Here is a 512-nt window from a genome sequence, read left to right on the forward strand (position 1 = left end):
GACCCAACGAGCCTTGTAACGCACAACCTCGTTGAATTCGTTGAGTTTTTTGGTGAGCAACCACATCCCGCCAATGGTCTTGTCGTCAGATGGAGGTGGAGCAAGGGTTCCGGTGTTTTTAGACTGAAGAGAATTGAACTCCGATGACAGCGCTTCTTCCCAGTGTGGCAAGGCGCCCTTGTCATTCATGGCCTCGTTTATGCTTACTGCCTGATTTAAACTGAGCTCTGGAAATTCAGAAAGTACAATCGATAGATCCGGCAAGTTCGGGTCACGTTGCCTTGAGCCTTCCACAATATTTGAGGGATCAATTGTCGAGGTGATTTTTTTCGGAGCAAGATGATCTTTTGATTGCCACTCATAAGTGAACCGCTTGGTTGGAAGCTGTTTCGAGGTTGAAGAAGATGAGTCAGTCCGAGCAGTTGGTACATTCAAAGCGGGAGAGGAAGGAATGGGCGGAAGAATCGGTGGAGAGGAAGGAACAGGCGAAAGGATCGGTGGTAAAGATGACG

The 512-nt window shown here is 48.4% G+C and carries 1 protein-coding gene; it reads right to left on the reverse strand.

The genetic code is table 11. The annotated features are described in order from the left end of the window. Positions 1-512 (reverse strand): hypothetical protein (locus ACFYE3_RS19080; protein ID WP_387806194.1); only part of this gene is annotated, 512 nt, incomplete at both ends.

This window comes from Kocuria arenosa (genome assembly GCF_042879215.1).
In the GTDB taxonomy this organism is placed as follows: domain Bacteria; phylum Actinomycetota; class Actinomycetes; order Actinomycetales; family Micrococcaceae; genus Kocuria; species Kocuria arenosa.